General features: G+C 63.2%; 17 protein-coding genes. 11 read left to right on the top strand and 6 right to left on the bottom strand.

The window, feature by feature from the left end; all coding sequences use genetic code 11:
* Nucleotides 1–173: 173 nt before the first annotated feature.
* Nucleotides 174–605, top strand: coding sequence for a siderophore-interacting protein (locus AC07OK_RS24705; RefSeq protein WP_494692768.1), 432 nt, complete (start codon nt 174–176; stop codon nt 603–605).
* A 13-nt stretch (nt 606–618) separates the two neighbouring features.
* Here the strand turns inward: AC07OK_RS24705 and AC07OK_RS24700 are convergent, their stop codons facing one another.
* The 3 genes from AC07OK_RS24700 to AC07OK_RS24690 are packed head-to-tail and all read right to left on the bottom strand — an operon-like array spanning nt 619 to nt 2681.
* The gene (locus AC07OK_RS24700) at nt 619–1596 is read right to left on the bottom strand and encodes a proline dehydrogenase family protein (RefSeq protein WP_494692767.1); all 978 of its coding nucleotides are present in this window, start codon (nt 1594–1596) and stop codon (nt 619–621) included.
* Nucleotides 1597–1649: 53 nt separating this feature from the next.
* Nucleotides 1650–2237 (bottom strand): outer membrane lipoprotein, encoded by a 588-nt coding sequence (locus tag AC07OK_RS24695; protein WP_494692766.1) that lies wholly within the window; start codon nt 2235–2237, stop codon nt 1650–1652.
* Nucleotides 2238–2252: 15 nt separating this feature from the next.
* Nucleotides 2253–2681 (bottom strand): TM2 domain-containing protein, encoded by a 429-nt coding sequence (locus AC07OK_RS24690; protein WP_494692765.1) that lies wholly within the window; start codon nt 2679–2681, stop codon nt 2253–2255.
* 218 nt (nt 2682–2899) lie between these two features.
* On the opposite strand from AC07OK_RS24690, the gene rpsP reads away from it, so the two are divergent.
* The 8 genes from rpsP (at nt 2900) to AC07OK_RS24650 (ending at nt 10178) form a co-directional block, all read left to right on the top strand.
* Nucleotides 2900–3145 (top strand): 30S ribosomal protein S16, encoded by a 246-nt coding sequence (gene rpsP, locus AC07OK_RS24685; protein WP_008446017.1) that lies wholly within the window; start codon nt 2900–2902, stop codon nt 3143–3145.
* Nucleotides 3146–3159: 14 nt separating this feature from the next.
* On the top strand, nt 3160–3720 hold the full coding sequence (gene rimM, locus AC07OK_RS24680) for a ribosome maturation factor RimM (RefSeq protein ID WP_494692764.1): 561 nt from the start codon (nt 3160–3162) through the stop codon (nt 3718–3720).
* A gap of 21 nt (nt 3721–3741) precedes the next feature.
* Nucleotides 3742–4488 (top strand): tRNA (guanosine(37)-N1)-methyltransferase TrmD, encoded by a 747-nt coding sequence (gene trmD / locus AC07OK_RS24675; RefSeq protein ID WP_494692763.1) that lies wholly within the window; start codon nt 3742–3744, stop codon nt 4486–4488.
* 118 nt (nt 4489–4606) lie between these two features.
* Nucleotides 4607–4993 carry a 50S ribosomal protein L19 gene (gene rplS / locus AC07OK_RS24670; RefSeq protein WP_008446022.1) on the top strand — a complete coding sequence of 129 codons (387 nt, stop codon included), beginning with the start codon at nt 4607–4609 and terminating at the stop codon, nt 4991–4993.
* Nucleotides 4994–5061: 68 nt separating this feature from the next.
* Nucleotides 5062–5730, top strand: a complete 669-nt coding sequence (locus AC07OK_RS24665; RefSeq protein WP_494692762.1) for a CoA pyrophosphatase — start codon at nt 5062–5064, stop codon at nt 5728–5730.
* Nucleotides 5731–5785: 55 nt separating this feature from the next.
* Nucleotides 5786–6754, top strand: coding sequence for a CobD/CbiB family protein (locus AC07OK_RS24660; protein ID WP_494692761.1), 969 nt, complete (start codon nt 5786–5788; stop codon nt 6752–6754).
* Between the two features lie 235 nt (nt 6755–6989).
* Nucleotides 6990–7325, top strand: a complete 336-nt coding sequence (locus AC07OK_RS24655) for a DUF3579 domain-containing protein (protein WP_494692760.1) — start codon at nt 6990–6992, stop codon at nt 7323–7325.
* Nucleotides 7326–7427: 102 nt separating this feature from the next.
* Nucleotides 7428–10178 carry a M16 family metallopeptidase gene (locus AC07OK_RS24650; RefSeq protein WP_494692759.1) on the top strand — a complete coding sequence of 917 codons (2751 nt, stop codon included), beginning with the start codon at nt 7428–7430 and terminating at the stop codon, nt 10176–10178.
* Between the two features lie 87 nt (nt 10179–10265).
* Here AC07OK_RS24650 and AC07OK_RS24645 read toward each other — a convergent pair whose 3' ends face one another.
* Complete coding sequence (locus AC07OK_RS24645; protein WP_494692758.1) at nt 10266–10865, bottom strand: hypothetical protein; 600 nt, start codon at nt 10863–10865, stop codon at nt 10266–10268.
* A 183-nt stretch (nt 10866–11048) separates the two neighbouring features.
* On the opposite strand from AC07OK_RS24645, the gene AC07OK_RS24640 reads away from it, so the two are divergent.
* On the top strand, nt 11049–11324 hold the full coding sequence (locus tag AC07OK_RS24640; protein WP_494692757.1) for an acylphosphatase: 276 nt from the start codon (nt 11049–11051) through the stop codon (nt 11322–11324).
* A gap of 1 nt (nt 11325) precedes the next feature.
* Here AC07OK_RS24640 and AC07OK_RS24635 read toward each other — a convergent pair whose 3' ends face one another.
* On the bottom strand, nt 11326–12300 hold the full coding sequence (locus AC07OK_RS24635; protein ID WP_494692756.1) for a cupin-like domain-containing protein: 975 nt from the start codon (nt 12298–12300) through the stop codon (nt 11326–11328).
* An 83-nt stretch (nt 12301–12383) separates the two neighbouring features.
* On the bottom strand, nt 12384–15125 hold the full coding sequence (locus AC07OK_RS24630; protein ID WP_494692755.1) for a TonB-dependent receptor: 2742 nt from the start codon (nt 15123–15125) through the stop codon (nt 12384–12386).
* 420 nt (nt 15126–15545) lie between these two features.
* Between AC07OK_RS24630 and AC07OK_RS24625 the strand changes: the two genes are divergently transcribed.
* Entirely contained in the window at nt 15546–16286 is a 741-nt protein-coding gene (locus AC07OK_RS24625) for a GntR family transcriptional regulator (RefSeq protein ID WP_494692754.1), read from the top strand.
* The last annotated feature ends 1 nt before the right edge of the window (nt 16287 follow it).

Here is a 16287-nt window from a genome sequence, read left to right as displayed (position 1 = left end):
GGTGATACACAATGACAAGCCTTTCGATCCCAATTACTTATCGAAAGGGCTTGCCATTCAAGACGGTATCTGACCCCGTTTTTTATGGGCAGTCGTCGAGGTTGGTTTTGACTTGTAGTAGCAGGCTGTGCAGTGCTTGCTGCTGTTCGGTGCTGAGGCCCTGCATCGCCTGCGTGTTCAGCGCTTCGGCCTGGCGTTTGATCTTTTGCTGGATGGCGCGGCCGGCGTCGGTCAGCGACTGGCAGCTGCTGGTCGGTGATGAGAGCGCCTTGCCGGCGATCGCCCGCCGTCTCGAAGAGTTGCCGGCCGGCGTGCGTGTGATCGTGATCGCGAAAGTGGGCGAAGCGGCCGATCGCCGCGAGCTGGCCAGTAGCGCCCAGGTCGATCTGCGCTGGGTCGGCAGCGACGAGGAGATGATCGCGGCAGTGCGCGCGTTCACGCTGCCGGACGGCGACGGCTACGCCTGGTGCGCCGGCGAGGCGGCGACGATGGCGGCGGTGCGGCAGGAGCTGGTCGGCGTCAAGGGTCTGGGCAAGCACCAGATCCGCGCCGCCGCCTATTGGAAGCGCGGCGGCAGCGGCTTCCACGCCACGCTGGAGGATTGAGTGGATGGCCGGTCTAGGGCGCCATAACGTCGATGATCGCCTGGTAGACGCGCACCGGTTCCTCGGCGATGCGGTTGAGCACGTAGAGGAAGTGCTCGTCGCCGAACACGGCGTACTCTCGCGTGGGGAAGCCGCGCGCGTGCAGCTCGGCGATCTGCTCGGTGCCCAGGCCGATCAGCGATTCGAATTCAAACCAGCGCGGGTCGATGCGTTCCCTCAGGATCAGCGCGCTGACGTCTTGCTGGATGCCGCGGTCGTGGGTGGCGATCGAACACTTGTGGCCGCTTAGCAGCAGTTGCTGCGCGTAGCGGCGGTAGGCGGCGGCCAGCTCCGGGCTGTTGCGGTGGTGCGAGACGTCTTCCGACTCGAGGAAGGCGCCCTTCACCAGGCGGATGCGGCCGGGGAGCTTCATCAGCGACGGCAGATCCTGCGCGGTGCGGTGGCGCTTGGCCGGCACCGTGATGCCGACGTTGTGCAAGCCTTCCTCCCGGTGCAGGCGCGCGTAGATGGCGTAGATGTCGTCGGCGCGGTCGGCCGCCTCCATCGAGATCATCACTTCGCGGTTGATTTCGGCGGCCGCCAGCGCGATGCGGCGGGCGTTGCGAAAACCCAGTTCCGTATCGACCGTCATGCCCACGTGCGACAGGTCGAGCGAGACCGAGCAGTTCAGGTTGCGCTGGCCGATGGCGCGGGTCAGCTCCATGAACACCTCGGTCTCGGCCATCGCGAAGACTTCGTCGCGCACGCTCTCGCCCATGTATTCGGCCGAGGCCGCATGGCCCTGGGCGATGATGTGTTCGACCCGTTGCAGCGCCTCGGCCACGGTGCGGCCGGCCACGTAGCGCTGCGACACTTTGTGCATGTAGGGACGCAACAGCGGATCGTTGCAGAACTTTTCCTTGGCGCTCTCGTCAAGCGCCAGCGCGCGCAGGGTGGTGGCGGCCTGGTCTACCAGCGGCTGCCATTGGGCGGGGAAGGCGGGATGGTGCACGGCGTCTCCAGTAAGAATGAAAAAAAACAGCCCGGAGGCTGTTTCGATTTGACCTAGTTGCGGACCAGGTTGCCGTTGTCGTTGCGGACCCGGTCGCCGCTCATCATGCGCGGATCGTGGTCGAAGTTGAAGCTGACCTGCTTGCCGTCGTCGTATTGCACGTGCACGGTCCACTGCTTGCTGGACTTGGCTTTCTCTTCGATCTTGTTGCCGGCATAGGCGCCGCCTGCCGCGCCGGCCACGGTGGCCAGTTCGCGGCCGTGGCCGCTGCCGACCTGGTTGCCCAGCAGGGCGCCGGCCACGCCGCCGGCGATCACGCCCAGCGCGCTGCCTTCGCCGGCCTTTTCGCTGACCACCACCGAGGTGACCTTGCCGCACTCCATGCAGCTGCCTTGCTTGGCCGGGCTGGCTTTGAGCTGGGCCTTGGCCAGCGCCAGCGATTTGTCGTATTCGGATTTGGCGTCGCGCGTGCATTGCATGCGGGCGGCCGAGTTGCTTTCTTCCGCGCACAGCTTCTTGTCGTCCGCGTAGCGGGTGGCGAGGCGCTTGGATTCCGCATTGAATTGCTCTTTGGGTGTTTGGGCCTGGGTGGACGAGGCCAGGGTGGCCAGCACCAGTGCTGCCAGAATAGAACGGTTCATGCTTTTTTCTCCTTATTAACCGTAGGAGCCGCCAGTGTACAACAAGTCAAATAGGCGGGAAATGGTGGCGATCAGGCTGCCTGCGCCCAGCATCATGCTCGCCACCAGCACCACGGCCAGCGGCCAGTGGGTGTCGGACTGCTTGCCGGAGCCGGGGTTGAAGCGGGCGTCCCATTTTTCGTCGGACATCAGCCCCAGCACCAGCGCCTCGAGGAAACCGACCAGGCCGGAGACCATGATGGGCAGCAGCTTGTAGAAGCCGTCGGCGTCCGGCCAGGCGGCGGCGATGGCGGCCGACGCCGGCAGCGCGGCCAGGTGGGCCCACAGCCAGGGGTCGCGCGGGCCGCGCAGGTACAGCCGTTGCAGGCCGAGGCCGCCAACCAGGAAGGCCAGCAGGGTGGCGAAGGTCTTGTTTTTGTGCGATGTGTGGTGCGAAACAGTCATGTTTGTTCGGCAGTAGACGGAAAACATGCAGTATCGGTCATAATACGGCCCCCGGCGGACCTTTTTTATGGACAAGGCTATTGCCCCGCACGCCGGTTCGGGGGATAATCTTCGATTACCCCAATCTGCCCGATTATTTCATTAACGCTTGCTGCTTCGCGGCAAAGCGCGCTATAATTTGCGGCTTTTTCCGTCCTAGCACACTTTTTGGAAATATTATGGTCGTTATTCGTTTAGCTCGTGGAGGCGCCAAGAAGCGTCCGTTCTTCAACATCGTTGCAACCGACTCGCGCAATCGTCGCGATGGCCGTTTCATCGAGCGCATCGGTTTCTACAACCCGATGGCATCCGGTGGCGAAGTGCCACTGCGCATCACCGCTGACCGTCTGGCTCACTGGCAATCGGTTGGCGCACAATTGTCGCCTACCGTGGCTCGCCTGGTAGCTTCGAACAAAGCTGCTTAAGTCTGGTTGCTGGTTTGACCGATAAGAATGCATCCGGGGTGCAAGTCCCCGACGATCTGGCACAGGTAGGCTTTGTCTTTGGTGCCTACGGCGTCGCTGGCTGGGTAAGGGTACGCCCTTTCTCGGAAGATGCGGATGCACTCCTGTCGGTAAAAACCTGGTGGATCGACAAGCCTGGCTTGCGCGATGTCGAAGTCAAGCAGTGCAAACTGCATGGCGGCGACGTGGTCGCACAGCTGGCGGGAGTGACCGATCGGGACATGGCAGAAGCGCTCAAGGGCGCAGCTGTTTCGGTTCCGCGCAGTCGTTTCCCGGCCTTGTCCGACGATGAGTTTTACTGGACCGAGTTGATTGGTCTGGATGTAGAGAATTTGCAAGGTGAGCACCTCGGTACGGTGACTGACATGATGAGCAATGGTCCGCAGTCGATCTTGCGCATACAGCCAGCCGCTACGCCAGATGCCAATCCAGAAGTCGTGGCGCAAGAGCGCCTGATTCCATTTGTGGACGCGTTTGTCATCAAGGTAGACAAGGCCGCAAAGAAGATCACCGTCGACTGGGGACTTGATTATTAAAGAACATAAGGGCGGCCCGCCATGCAATTCGATGTCGTGACCCTGTTCCCTGAAATGTTCGCCGCACTGACGCAGTCGGGTGTGACCCGGCGCGCGTTTGAACAGAATAGATGTGGCTTGTCGTTGTGGAATCCGCGTGATTTCACGACCGACAATCACCGTACCGTGGATGACCGCCCCTATGGCGGCGGCCCCGGCATGGTGATGCTGGCCAAACCCCTGGAAGCGACGCTCAACGCGGCGAAGCAGCGCCAGACCGATGCCGGTCTGCCGACGCCCCGCGTGGTGTTCATGTCGCCCCAGGGCAAGCAGTTGACGCACGAGCGCGTGATGCAGCTGAAGCAGGAGCCCGGTCTGGTGATCCTGTGCGGCCGCTACGAAGCGGTGGACCAGCGTTTGCTGGACCGTTGCATCGACGAGGAAATCAGCCTTGGCGATTTCGTGCTGTCCGGCGGCGAGCTGCCGGCGATGGCCTTGATGGATGCCGTGATCCGCCAGATTCCCGGCGTGTTGAACACGGATGCGTCGGCGATCGAGGACAGCTTCGTCAACGGCCTGCTCGATTCGCCGCACTACACGCGGCCGGAAACGTACGAAGGGGTGGGCGTGCCGCCGGTACTGATGGGCGGCAACCACGCCGAGATCGAGAAATGGCGCCGTCAGCGCATGCTGGAGGCGACCGCGCGCAAGCGCCCGGATTTGCTGGTCAAGGCGCGTGAGGCAGGGCAGCTCACCAAGCTTGACGAAAAGTTTTTGGCAGGTTTGTAAACCTGTTGTTGTAGAAGCCGGCGGACATGTCGTCCGCATGGTTGTTTAACCCCATCCTCTACTGGGCATCGAGTTTCGACTCATAGCGCGCCAGCATGATGGTTTATGGAGTCATTAAATGAATCTGATTCAACAACTCGAGCAAGAAGAAATCGCTCGCCTGGGCAAAAGCATCCCTGACTTTGCACCTGGCGATACCGTGATCGTCAACGTTAACGTAGTCGAAGGCACCCGCAAGCGCGCCCAGGCATACGAAGGCGTGGTCATCTCCCGTCGCAACCGTGGCCTGAACTCGAACTTCATCGTTCGTAAGATCTCGTCCGGCGAAGGCGTCGAGCGTACCTTCCAGCTGTACTCCCCGCTGATCGCTTCGATCGAAGTGAAACGCCGCGGTGACGTACGTCGCGCTAAACTGTACTACCTGCGTGATCGTTCCGGTAAATCGGCACGTATCAAGGAAAAACTGCCAAACCGTCGCCCAGTGGCGAAAGCAACCGCCGCTTAATAGCTGCGTTTGTGTTTGGATAGAAGGGGCGCCATCGGTGCCCCTTTTTACATTCGTGGAGGTAGCGTTTGGCCCAGCCTTTGTTCGACCCGCAACAACTTCCCGTGGACGCCATCGCCGGCGAGCCCGCGCTCGCGCCGGAGCGCCTGACGCCCGCGTGGCTGCGCGGCCGCTTCATCGAGCAGCCGATCTGGACGCCCGAGGGCGCCGAGGAATCGTTGGGCAGCCTGTCCAAGCGGCCGACGCCGACGCCGGCCTCGGTGCTGATTCCGCTGGTGCTGCGCGAGGACGGCCTGACCATCCTGCTGACCCAGCGCACCGCCCACCTGACCGACCACGGCGGCCAGATCAGCTTTCCCGGCGGCCGCGCCGAGGACTACGACAGCGATGCGGTCGACACCGCGCTGCGCGAGTCGGAGGAGGAGATCGGCCTGGCGCGCCGCCATGTCGACGTGCTGGGCACCTTGCCCAAGTATCTGACCGGCACCGGTTATTGCGTCACGCCCGTGGTGGGCCTGATCGCGCCGCCGTTCGAGCTGACCGCCGATCCGTCCGAAGTGGCGGAAATCTTCGAAGTGCCGCTGGCCTTCCTGATGGATGGCCTGAACCACCAGCGGCTGTCGGTGCAGCTGCCGGGCGGGCGGCGCAGCTTCTACGCGATGCCGTACGGCGACTACTACATCTGGGGCGCGACGGCCGGCATGCTGCGCAATCTGTTCCATTTCTTGCGCGCATAGTCACACTACGCTATCGTAGCGGGCATCAAGGCATTGCCGACTCAAAGGATTCTTAATGACTTTTCTTTCCATTCTATGCGCGCTGTTGATCGAGCAAATGAAGCCGCTGCGCGCGGACAATCCGATCTACGCCGAAATCAAGCGCCTGGCGTTGCGGATGGAGATCTGGTTTAACGCCGGCGACTCGACCCACGGCCGCATGGGCTGGTTCCTGATGATGGCCATCCTGATGGTGCCGACGGCGCTAATCTACTGGGTGCTGAAGCACTACAACTGGTTCCTGGCGGCCTTTGCGTGGAACGTGCTGATCGTCTACCTGACCTTGGGCTTCCGCCATTACAGCCACTATTTCACCTCGATCCAGCTGGCCCTGAACGCCGGCGACGAAGCCGCGGCGCGCGCGCTGCTGGCCGAATGGACCCGGCAGGACACGGTGGGCATGGAAGCGACCGAGATCGCCCGCCTGGCCGTCGAGAAGTCGCTGATCACCACGCACCGCAATGTGTTCGGCGTGTTCTTCTGGTTCCTGATGCCGCTGGGCCCCGCCTGCGCCGTCATGTATCGCGTCTCCGAGCACCTGGCGCGCGCCTGGAACGAGCCTGAGCACATGCGCAACGAGGCCTTCGGCCAGTTCGCCGCGCGCGCCTTTTACTGGATCGACTGGATACCGGTGCGCCTGACGGCCGTAGCCTTCGCCGTGGTCGGCAACTTCGAGGACGCTATCTACGCCTGGCGCAACTTCGCCCACCGCTGGGCGGACGAGGCGATCGGCATCATCCTGTCGGCCGGCGGCGGCGCCATGGGCGTGCGCTTGGGCTCGCCGGTGGAGAACGCCGCCAAGGTGCTGCCGGCCGATGCCGCCACCGTCGATATCAGCGACGACGAGCCGGACATGCTGCCGGGCGAGGAGCCCAGCGTGCGCGCGCTGCAAAGCACGGTGGGCCTGGTGTGGCGCGCCTTGCTGCTGTGGATGATGTTGTTATTGCTGTTGTCGGGCGCAGTCTGGCTCGGAGCGACTCCGTAACGAGGTACGAACACGGGTACAATAGCGGCATTGCTGTGGTGCGGAATGATGATTATTCTGCACCAAAGTGGTTAATCGCGCAGGAATCCGGATTGAAATCAATGACTTACGTATTCAGGTCTTCTATAAGATATAATACGTAAGAATCTTACAGAATGATATCCGCCCGAGCCACCCGTCGGGATCTTCCACGCATTCTTGTTACCAACAAGTATCTACTCATAAGCAGCCGCCTATGGCAGAGTCAGTTCAAAAACCGTCAGAACAGCAGGATTCGTTCTTCATCCTCGGCCAGACCAGCAATGGCAGGCAGTTCCGTCCCAGCGACTGGGCCGAGCGCCTGTGCGGCGTGATGTCCTGCTTCAAGCCGGAAGGCTATGGCGGCGGTCGCGATTCCCATCTGCAGTTCTCGCCGTATGTCACGCCGACCGTCCTCAATGGCGTCAAGTCGGTGGTGGTCAACGGCAAGCTGCGCCAGCTCGAACCGCTGGCCTATCACTTCGTCATCTCCTTCGCCAAGGACAACGACCTGCAAATGGTCGACGCCTGCATCCTGCCTGAAAAAGCCTGACCCTGGCCTGATCCCCGTCTTTTAAAATTCGCTTAAGCGTCTACCCAGGAGGGCGGGGGAGGGCGTATGCTGCCTGTTCTTCAGTTTTTTTCGCGAGAGCTCATGAACAACAGCCGTTTGAAACACGCCGCCGCCGCCAGCCTGATGCTGTGCGGTTTGTCCTTTGTCGCCACCGGCACCGCGTGGGCGCAGGCCTTGCCGGCCGGCGTGGTCAAGGGGCCTTCGGTCGAAGGCATCAGCGAATACCGCCTGCCGAACGGCTTGAAGGTGCTGCTGTTTCCCGACGCTTCCAAGCCGACGGTGACGGTCAACGTGACCTACCTGGTCGGCTCGCGGCACGAGAACTACGGCGAGACCGGCATGGCCCACCTGCTCGAGCACATGATGTTCAAGGGCGCGCCGAAGAACCGCAGCATCCCGCAGGAATTCGCCAACCGCGGCATGGAATTCAACGGCACCACTTCCTACGACCGCACCAACTACTACGAGGTGTTCCAGGCCAGCCAGGACAACCTGAAGTGGGCGCTGGACATGGAGGCGGATCGCATGGTGCACTCCTTCATCGCGCGCAAGGATCTCGATTCCGAAATGACGGTGGTGCGCAACGAGTACGAGAGCGGCGAGAACGATCCGTTCTCGGTGCTGCTCAAGCGCATGCAGAGCGTGGCGTATGACTGGCATTCGTATGGCCGTTCCACCATCGGCAACCGCAGCGACATCGAGAATGTGCGCATCGAGAATCTGCAGGCCTTCTATCGCACCTACTACCAGCCGGACAACGCGGTGCTGCTGGTGGCCGGCAAGTTCGAGCCGTCGCAGACGCTGGCCTGGATCAGCAAATCGTTCGGCGTGATCCCGAAACCCAAGCGCAGCCTGCCGCCGTTCTGGACGGTCGAGCCGACGCAGGACGGCGAACGCAGCTTCGTGGTGCGGCGCAAGGGCGATATGCAGGTGATCGCGCTGGGTTACAAGATTCCGTCGGCCTTGCAGCAGGATAGTGATGCGCTGAGTTTCATGTCCGAGATCCTGGGCGACACGCCGACCGGCCGCCTGCACAAGGCGCTGGTGGAGAGCGGCAAGGCGGCGCAGGTGTTCAGCTTCGGCCAGACCGGCTATGCGCCGGGTTTGCAGATTATCGGCGCGGTGGTCAAGGCGGGCGAGCCGCTGGAGCCGGTGCGCGATGCGCTGATCGCGACGGTCGAGGGCTTTGCGGCGACGCCGCCGACGGCGGAAGAGATGGAACGCGCGCGGCGCAACTTCGCCAATGGTATCGAGAAGTCGCTCAACGATCCGCAGCGGGTGGGCGTGAGCTTGTCCGAGGAGATTGCGCTCGGTGATTGGCGCTTGCTGTTCGAGGGCCGCGACAAGCTGCCGAGCATCACGCCGGAGCAGGTGGCGGCGGCGGCGGGGCGCTATCTGAAGCGCGACAACCGCGTGGTCGGCAGCTTCGTGCCGGAGGATGCGCCGCTGCGCGCCGAGATCCCGCCCGCGCCCTCGGTGGCGGAGGTGATGAAGGACTTCAAGGGCAAGGACAGCGTGCTGACGTCGGAGGTGTTCGATCCGAGCCAGGCCAATATCAATGCGCGCACGGAGCTCAAGAACATCGGCGGCTTGAAGGTCGCGCTGCTGACCAAGAAGAACCGGGGCGAGTCGGTGTCGGTGGACTTGCAGCTGCATTGGGGCGATGAGAAGAACCTGTTCAACACCGCCATCGTTTCGAACGCGGCCAACGAGATGCTGATGCGCGGCACCAGCAAATACAGCCGCGAGCAGCTGGCCGACGCCTTCGCGAAGCTGAAGATTTCCGGCAGCCTGTATCGCTTCGATACCACGGGGCCGAACCTGGACGCGGCGCTGCGGCTGGTCGCGCACGTGCTGAAGGAGGCCAGCTTCCCGGCAGCGGAATTCGAGCAGCTGCGCCAGCAATGGCTGGTGGGGATCGAGGCCTCGCGCAACGAGCCGCAAGCGCTGGCGCGCACGGAGGTGGACCTGTATTTCAACCACTATCCGAAGGGCGATGTGCGTGCGCCGATGACGGTCGATGAGCAGTTGGCGGCGGTGAAGGCGCTGAAACTGGAGGACGTGATCGCCTTCCATCGCGACTACTATGGCGCCAACCACGGCGAGCTGGCGATCGTCGGCGATTTTGACAAGGCCGCGATCAGCAAGACCATCGCCGACAGCTTCGGCGGCTGGGACAGCAAGGTGGCCTATGCACCGATTACTTCGGCGAACGAGGACAAGGCGCCGCTGCACAAGACCATCAATGCGCCGGACAAGGAGAACGGCTTCTACACCGCGCGCATGAATCTCGATTTGAACGTCAACGATCCTGATTATCCGCTGCTGGACCTGGCCAACTATATCTTCGGCGAAGGCGGTTTGAAATCGCGCCTGATGGACCGCATCCGGCAGAAGGATGGCTTGTCCTACGGCGGCGGCTCGGGCCTGCAACCGGGCGAGATCGACCGCGCCGGCAGCTTCGGCATCGACGCCATCGCCGCGCCGCAAAACCTGAAGAAGCTGGAAGCGGCGATCAGGCAGGAACTGGAGCGGGCGGTGAAGGATGGCTACACGGCGGCCGAACTGGCGGGCGCCAAATCGGGCCTGTTGCAGCAGCGGGTGCAGAACCGTTCCAAGGACAGCGTGCTGGCCGCCGGCTGGACGCGCAACCTGTACATGAACCGCAGCTACAGCTGGAGCAAGGAATACGAGGACAAGCTCAAGGCGGCCACGCTGGCGCAGGTCAACGCCGCCTTCCGCAAGGCCATCGATCCGGCCAGGCTGACGGTGGTGACGGCGGGCGACGAGGCCAAGGCGAAAGGCGCGGCAGCTGCTGCGAGTGCAAAATAACCGGCTAGATGGGGTAGTTACGGCAACACGCCAAATGGCACAATGCCGGAACTGACCCCAACAGTTTTTCGACCCCAACAGCTTTTTTCAGTGGATATCATCCAGCTGGTCGTGCGTGCGGCGGTAGCGGGGCAGGCGGCGTTCCAGGGTGTTTTGCGACTGGTGGTTCGCGTGTTCGACCAGCGTCAGTGCCGTGTTCAGCGCGGCGCTCATGGCTTTGGCTGCGGCTGCCATGGCGTCGGCCGGCGTCAAGGGCGCCTTGGCGGCCAGCTGGTTCTGGCGGCTGCGCAGTTGGGCGGCTTTGGTCCAGTTCTTTTCGCCCGGGAAGCGTATCCACAGTTCGAGCCAGGCGTTGCGGGCGTCGCCGCAGGTTTGTTGTACCATCTGATTCGGCGAGACCGCCTCGCCGCGGAAGATGAGGTCGTCGCCGATTACTTCGGCGCCGTGCCAATTGTCGCCGCTGTGCACGCGCAGGCGTGTGCCTTCGGGCAGGAACAGCTGCTTCCATTGGTAGCCGCGCAACGGGGCCGCGTCTTCGCGGCTCTTCGCTATCCAGAGTTTGATCGCGCTGGCGATGGCTTCGGCGGGCGTCAACGCGCTGTCGCTCTGGCGCAGAAAATCGCAGAGCTCGTCATATGCGGCGGGAGGGACCTTGGGGGACGTTTTTTGAGACCTTGGGGTATTCATTGCTGATTCTCCTGTTTGGTTTTTTCTGGCGTCTTCTATTTCTCTCTGTTGGACCAGCGCCCAAAAAAAGAGTTCGGAAATGACGAAAATAGAGCAAAGCAGAAGGCCAAATCAGCATGGTCTGTCGAAGGGGCGCGCGGAGACAGCCCCACCCTGTATTCTGGCGGAAATTTGGGAGCGATCATGATGCGATTGACGATAGCGGGACGGGTGCAGGGTGTCGGTTACCGCGCTGCGTTTGCGGAACGGGCGCGGGCGCTGGGCCTGGCCGGCTGGGTGCGCAATCGGCGCGATGGGGCGGTGGAGGCCGAAGTGGCGGGCGAGGCGCATGCCCTTGAGGCCATCGTGGCGTGGGCCAAGCGGGGACCGCCCGCCGCCGAGGTGGCGAGTGTCGCCGTCGAAGACCTGGGAGCGCAGGCGGCCCCGGTCGGCGATTTTAAAATCCTGCCGACGCTGTAGTTCAGGATTCCAGCGGTCGCGGGCGAGCGTTGTGCAGCACGCCTTGCTTGTGCTCCGGTATATGCGCGGACGGGTCTTGCGCCGGATCGAACACATAATGCTGGAAGATCGCACCCCATGCGGCGCGCAGTTCCGGCGGCTGGTGCTTCATGCTTTGCAGCGTGGCCACCAGCGCTTCGAAGGTGGTGCCGGCGTCCGGCGCCGGCTGCTCGTTCTTCCACCAGTAGTTGACCATCATGTTCAGAATGCCGTTCGACTGCACGTGGTGCCACCACAGCGGCGGGATGAACAGCGCATCGCCCGGCAGCAGGTCGGCCACCAGCGCCGCGTCCAGCGCCTGCCGGAAGCGCGGGTGCCGCGCGTAATCCGGAGCGCGGAAATTGACCATGCTGATCGGCGTCGGCGTCGGCGCGAAATCCAGCGGACCGATATACAGATTGGCTACCTGCTCGGGCGGGAACAGCGTGAAGCGCCGCTCGCCGCTGACCACGCAGGCCAGGTTGTACGATTCGTCGAAGTGCGCCGGGGTGGTGATGGTGTTGCCCAGCCAGATGCGCGGCCGCACCGACGGCGGCAGCGCCGGCGCCACGTTGTGCTGCGCGAATTGCGGCAGGCAGTCGTCGATCAGCGCGCTCTGGATCGCCACCGACGGCGGCGCCTCGAACTGCGAGTAGCGCGCCAGCTGCTCGATCACCTTCGACACCGGCACCTTGTTGCGGACGAAGTTGAAGCCCTCCATGTCCGGCTGGTAGAACAGCCGCCCGCGCTGGTCCGGCGGCGTCATGACGGCGTCGACCTGGTGGCCGCTGTCGAACCCCATCAGGTACTGGCACAGCGCTTCCGGCGCTTGCCGCGCCTGCTGCACGGCCGGCCAGTGGCGCACGAAGCCGCGCAGCACGGCGGGCCGGTAGCTGCCGACGATCTCGCCGTCAAAGCGCGCCGGGTCGAGGTCCTGGTATTCGATGATCTGGTTCATGAATCGTATGATGGCATAAAAAAACCCGCCAGGGCCGGGAGCGGCCGTGGCGGGAACAGACTACACAATGAAGCGGTTACCGATCAGTACTTGATATGCAGGCCGGCGTAGTACTGCGCGCCGTTGGCATAGAAGCGTGCCGGTTGATCCTTGTTGAAGATGTAGTTCTTCAGGATCGGGTTGTTCAGGTTCTGGCCACTGAGCGTCAGCACGATGTTCTTGCTGATGTTGTAGTTGAACGAGGCCGACACGGTGCCCGACGCGTCCTGGTACAGCGGGGTGCCGCGGTCCTGGGCCGCCAGGAAGGCCGAGCGCCATGCGTAGCTCAGGCGGACGTTGAACTTGTCGTTCTCGTAGTAGGCGCCGGCGTTGGCCGTGGTCTTCGAAGCGCCCAGCATGTCGCATGGATCGCCGGAGGTGGCGGTCTGCATCGCCGGGCAGGCGCCGAAGTCCAGGTGCGAGTCAGCGAAGGTGGCGTTGGCGTCGAAGCCGTAGCCCATGCCGACCGGTACCTGCGCCGCCAGTTCCATGCCCTTGACCTTGGCGCCGACGTTGATCGGCGAGGTGATGCTGTAGGTCGCGAACACCGGCTTCTTCTGTTCCTGCGAAGCGCGGCTGTCGATGAAGGTGCCGGTGCTGACGCCGTAGCCGACGTAGTCATGCAGGTCCATGTAGAACACGCCGGCCGACAGCAGGGCGCGCGGTGCGAAGTACCATTGCAGGCTGGCGTCCAGGTTGTTCGACTTGACCGGCTTGAGCGCCGCGTTGCCGCCGTTGCCGGTGTGGGTCTCGTCGGTCAGCAGCACCGCGCCGCCCAGGGCGCCGTAGTCGGGACGGGTCATGGTGCGCGACAGGCCGACGCGGGCCACCAGGTCGGAGCGCAGGTCGAACTTCAGGTTCAGGCTAGGCAGCGGGATGGTGCTGTTGTTGTCGATCGCCGTCTTCTGCACGAAACCGCCCCATGGATAGGCTGGCAGCGTGCCGCCGGCCGGCTGGTTCTGCAGGATCTGGTAGCCGTTCGAGGTGCCTTCGGTGCGCACGATGCGCAGGCCGACGTTGCCGCTCCAGCCGTCGCCTTCCATCTCGGCCTGGGCGTAGATCGCCTTGGTGTTTTCCTTCAGGTCGAACATGTCCTGGTAGTAGGTGCGCGAGACATCGCGGTTCGAGTGCAGGTCGCCCCAGGCGTTGAGGACCGCCGGGTCCAGGATCCAGACGTTTTTAGGGAAGTCGCCGCCCAGGTCCTTGCCGAAGTTGCCAGGATAGGTGGTGCCGCTCCAGGCCGGGTTGGTGCTGCTGCCGCCGACGTCGGTGTTGGACCAGTTCGGGCCTTGCGCCACTTCGAAGTTGGCGCGGGTGTGGTGCGAGCCGCGCACGCCGAACTTGAGTTCGCGGAACACGCCGCTGTCGAGCGCGAAGGCGGCGTCGATCTGGCCATAGGTCTCCTTGTCGTCGGTGGTGGCCGGCGAAACGCCGAACACCCAGTCCAGCGGGGTGCCGGTGAACTTGGAGACGTCGATGTTGGGGAACTTGACGTTGGCCGGGCTGCCCAGGCCATTCAACTGGTAGCTGGCGCCGGAGTTGTTGACGTCGCCCTCGAACACGCCCTGGCTCGGGGTCACACCCTTGCCCTTGGTGGAGCCGGCCTTGGCGGTGAACACCAGCTTGTCGGTGGCGCGCCATTTGGCGTCCAGGTCGAAGAACTCGGTCTGGGCGTAGGCGCCTTCGCGGACGATGTCGTCGACGATGCCGTAGCGCAGCGGCTTGGCGGTCGTGCCCTTGTTGGCGAACGAGGCCGACACCAGGGTGCCGTTGCGGATCACGTAGCCGGCATCGGGCGCGACGCCCGAACCGAGCATGCCGGAACCGTTCATGTCGGTCATGTAGTTGGTGTTGAAGTTGGACGCGTCCATCTTCGAACGGAAGTAGGTCGCCTCCAGGCTCAGGTCGCGGCTAGGCTTGAATTGCAGGTCGATCAGGCCGCCCTTGCGCTTGCGCTCCTGCTGGAACAGCGAGGAGCCGATCAGGCGCGGGAACCAGACGTTGGCCAGGTCGGGATTGGTCTTGACGGCGGCGTTGGTCGGCGCGACCTGGGTCCACTGCAGCAGTTCCTGGCCGTCGCGGCGCAGGCTGCGTTTTTCCGAGAAGCCCTGCACCATCAGGCCCAGCGTGCCGGCGTCGTTTTTCCAGTTGAACAGCGCGCTCACCTGCGGATCGGTTTTTTCCGGCAGGGTGGCGTACACCGCCTGCACCGTCGCCTCCATCGAGATCGGCTGCTTGAAGTCCAGCGGATGACGGGTGCGGATGTCGATCGAGCCGCTCGAGCCGCCTTCGATCTGGTCGGCGGTCGGCGATTTGTAGACCACCACCTGGCCGACGATTTCCGACGGCAGCAGCGAGTACGAGGCGGAACGGCCGACGGCGCCGCCCACCTGGTCCAGCACGAACCAGTCGCCCGAGGCGACGGCGTGGCCGTTGATCAGGGTCTGGGTCAGCGACGGCGCGGTGCCGCGCATCGACACGCGGTCGTTTTCATCGAAGCCGCCCGAGCCGGCGCCCGAGGTGGAGATGTTCACGCCGGGGACGCGTTGCAGCGAGTCGGCGACGTTCTTGTCTGGCATCTTGCCGACGTCTTCGGCGGTGATCACGTCGACGTTGCTCGACGCGTTGCGCTTGACCGACAGCGATTGCTGCAGCGAGCCGCGGATGCCGCTGACGACGACCACTTCAGGCTCTTTTTCCGCCGCGGCCTGTTGTGCCTGAGCGGTCATCGAGACGCTCAGCGCCAGGATGGCAGCTGCGGTCGCGATAGGCGTCAGTTTGGACATTTTCGTGTTATTTGAATTGTGGTACATATTCCCTCCCGTTGATGAAGGCTCCGCCGAGCCCACTGATTGTTGATGCCGTTCTTTTTACTTCTTACAAACCACTTACAAAACCAATCCAACGCCAATATACCTGTCTTTTAATACCAGATCACTACCACTTTGAAATTCTTTTTCCTAATGTTGTATGCGGCATACAGAGTGTGTCTTCGGCAACTATGTAATACCGCTGCGGCGCTGGTATGGACCGCTGTTGTGATGATATGCAACAGCCTGAAACCCAGCATCCATGCGGGCTAGGTGGGTATTGCGAAAAATATTTGCGGATCCGGAAGGTGACGGCGCCTGTGCGCTGGTCTTTTTTTGGTATTATCAATTGACAACTACAAACAGAATGCCTGCAACGTTATGGACAGCGATGCTATGACCCCACTGGTACACATCCGGGCGCACCTCAATGAGACCAGTAACCTGCCGCTGTACCAGCGCCTGCAGCGGGCCTTGCGCTCGGCCATCGAGCAGCATTTGCTCAAGCCGGAGGACGCCTTGCCGGCCGAGCGCCAGCTGGCGGCGGACCTGGCGGTGTCGCGCATCACGGTGCGCAAGGCGATCGACGGCCTGGTCGCCGAGGGCGTGCTGGTGCGCCGTCCCGGCTCGGGCAATTTCATCAACACCCGCATCGAGAAGAACTTCGCCAAGCTGACCTCGTTTTCCGAGGACATGCGGGCGCGCGGGCGCACGCCGCGCAGCGTCTGGCTCAAGCGCTCGGAAGGCACGGTCACGCCGGACGAGGCGATGCGGCTGCGGCTCAGTCCCGGCGCGGCGGTCTACCGCTTCCACCGCATGCGCTACGCCGACGACGTGCCGATGTGCCTGGAGTACGCGACCATCGTGGCGTCCTGCCTGCCGTCGCTGGAGGCGGTCGACGTCTCGATGTACGACGCGCTGGAGCGGGCCGGCAACCGGCCGGTGCGCGCCTTGCAGCGGCTGTCGGCGCTGCTGCTCAACGCCGAACAGGCCGCGCTACTGCAGGCCAAAGAGGGCGACGCCGGCCTGTCGGTCGAGCGGCTCGGCTTCCTGCGCGACGGCCGCGCGGTGGAATTCTGCCGCTCCTACTTCCGCGGCGACATGTACGACTTCGTGGCGGAACTGAACGCTGGCTAAC

The organism is Duganella sp. GW821-FHT07G03 (assembly GCF_059418605.1).
This window is presented reverse-complemented; position numbering and strand designations above follow the sequence as displayed.

Bases quoted from the DNA above. Each gene is read 5' to 3' on its own strand.
- AC07OK_RS24695 (WP_494692766.1), bottom strand. From the start codon at position 2,237: ATGAACCGTTCTATTCTGGCAGCACTGGTGCTGGCCACCCTGGCCTCG.
- AC07OK_RS24690 (WP_494692765.1), bottom strand. From the start codon at position 2,681: ATGACTGTTTCGCACCACACATCGCACAAAAACAAGACCTTCGCCACC.
- rpsP (WP_008446017.1), top strand. From the start codon at position 2,900: ATGGTCGTTATTCGTTTAGCTCGTGGAGGCGCCAAGAAGCGTCCGTTC.
- trmD (WP_494692763.1), top strand. From the start codon at position 3,742: ATGCAATTCGATGTCGTGACCCTGTTCCCTGAAATGTTCGCCGCACTG.
- rplS (WP_008446022.1), top strand. From the start codon at position 4,607: ATGAATCTGATTCAACAACTCGAGCAAGAAGAAATCGCTCGCCTGGGC.
- AC07OK_RS24660 (WP_494692761.1), top strand. From the start codon at position 5,786: ATGACTTTTCTTTCCATTCTATGCGCGCTGTTGATCGAGCAAATGAAG.
- AC07OK_RS24655 (WP_494692760.1), top strand. From the start codon at position 6,990: ATGGCAGAGTCAGTTCAAAAACCGTCAGAACAGCAGGATTCGTTCTTC.
- AC07OK_RS24650 (WP_494692759.1), top strand. From the start codon at position 7,428: ATGAACAACAGCCGTTTGAAACACGCCGCCGCCGCCAGCCTGATGCTG.
- AC07OK_RS24645 (WP_494692758.1), bottom strand. From the start codon at position 10,865: ATGAATACCCCAAGGTCTCAAAAAACGTCCCCCAAGGTCCCTCCCGCC.
- AC07OK_RS24640 (WP_494692757.1), top strand. From the start codon at position 11,049: ATGATGCGATTGACGATAGCGGGACGGGTGCAGGGTGTCGGTTACCGC.
- AC07OK_RS24635 (WP_494692756.1), bottom strand. From the start codon at position 12,300: ATGAACCAGATCATCGAATACCAGGACCTCGACCCGGCGCGCTTTGAC.
- AC07OK_RS24630 (WP_494692755.1), bottom strand. From the start codon at position 15,125: ATGTCCAAACTGACGCCTATCGCGACCGCAGCTGCCATCCTGGCGCTG.
- AC07OK_RS24625 (WP_494692754.1), top strand. From the start codon at position 15,546: ATGACCCCACTGGTACACATCCGGGCGCACCTCAATGAGACCAGTAAC.